Source organism: Comamonas sp. Z1, from assembly GCF_008121555.1.
In the GTDB taxonomy this organism is placed as follows: Bacteria; Pseudomonadota; Gammaproteobacteria; order Burkholderiales; family Burkholderiaceae_C; genus Comamonas; species Comamonas thiooxydans.
Map to the genome: position 1 here is coordinate 1 of NZ_VOQT01000058.1, position 1,322 is coordinate 1,322.

Genomic DNA, 1,322 nt, shown 5'->3' on the forward strand with positions numbered 1-1,322 from the left:
ATCAAAAAAGTCTCCTTGAACTCACTCATGCTGAGTCTCTCTGCCCTAACAGCAATGCTCATGGCAGCAATTGTGTTGCCTTGAGGGTCGCGCACTGGCGCCGCCATGGAGCGCACACCCAGCTCCAACTCTCCATCGCTGCATGACCATCCGGATTGCCTGCAAGTTTCAAGCAGACCTAGCAGCTCCTCCAAGTCAGTCATCGTCTGAGGGGTCAGAGCCACCCGCTCGATCATCTCCAGCCTTGCACGCGCCTCATGTTGAAGCAGTCCTGACAACAGCATCCGACCAATCGCAGAACAGTACACCGGCAACCTGGATCCTATTCCTAGGCCCGTGCTCAAGCTGCGCCGTGCGGTCGAACGGCCAATGATGATGGCATCGTCTTCCAACAAAGTACCAAGCGAAGCGGACTCTCTGGTCCGCTCCGACAGTGCATCCAGTAGCGGCTGGGCCAACGCAGGCATGGGGCGCGATGACAGAAATGAATAGGCGATCAGCAGTGACTTAGGCTGCATCCAAAACAGCTTTCCGTCACTCTCTAAATAGCCGAGCTGTACTAGTGTGCTGAGCGAACGTCTGGCTGATGCTGGCGTGGACTGCGTGAGCCTGGCCACTTCCGACAGCGTGAGCCGGGTATGCCGACGGTCAAAGCAAGTCAGTACGCCCAATCCCTTGCGCAGCGATTCCACAAAGTTCTTGTCCTGCATAGCGATCAAATCAAGGTGTTTTCAACATTTTTGCGCATAGCGCAAAAACAGGTTTAACACAAAGTACGACATCCCCATACTGCAGTTCCCCACACAAGAAGGAGACAAGATGCGCAACGAATCCATTCGCAGACGCGAAGCATTGATCGGCATTGCCACCGCGGTTGCTTCAACAGGTAGCCTGGCTCAGTCAAATCAACCTCTCAAGATCGTCGTGCCCTTCTCGGCCGGTGGTACCGCTGATGTACTGCCGCGCCTAGTAGTCGAAAAAATCCGCGCGGACTACGCAGGTGGCGTGATCATTGAAAATAAGCCCGGGGCTGGTGGAAACATCGGTGCCGATCTAGTGTTCCGGGCACCGCCGGACGGAATGACTGTGCTGGCCTCCCCTCCGGGGCCCATCGCCATCAACCACAACCTCTATCAGAAGCTCAGCTTTGACCCGACTCGCTGGGTACCGGTGACGATTTTGGCCACAGTGCCCAACGTCCTGGTCATCAACCCGAAGCTGCCTTTTAAGTCACTTGGCGAGTTCATTGCATACGCCAAAGCCAATCCCAAAAAAGTGACTGTGGCGACGCAAGGCGACGGCTCCACATCCCACCTGACTGC

2 protein-coding genes are annotated in these 1,322 nt (G+C 55.8%); one reads left to right on the forward strand and one right to left on the reverse strand.

Annotation, left to right across the window (positions count from 1 at the left end; translation table 11 throughout):
* The coding region (locus FSY45_RS27685) for an IclR family transcriptional regulator C-terminal domain-containing protein (protein WP_148748565.1) at nucleotides 1-710 on the reverse strand (710 nt) is incomplete at its 3' end.
* A gap of 109 nt (nucleotides 711-819) precedes the next feature.
* Here FSY45_RS27685 and FSY45_RS27690 point away from each other — a divergent pair.
* Nucleotides 820-1,322 (forward strand): tripartite tricarboxylate transporter substrate binding protein (locus FSY45_RS27690; protein WP_148748566.1); only part of this gene is annotated, 503 nt, incomplete at its 3' end.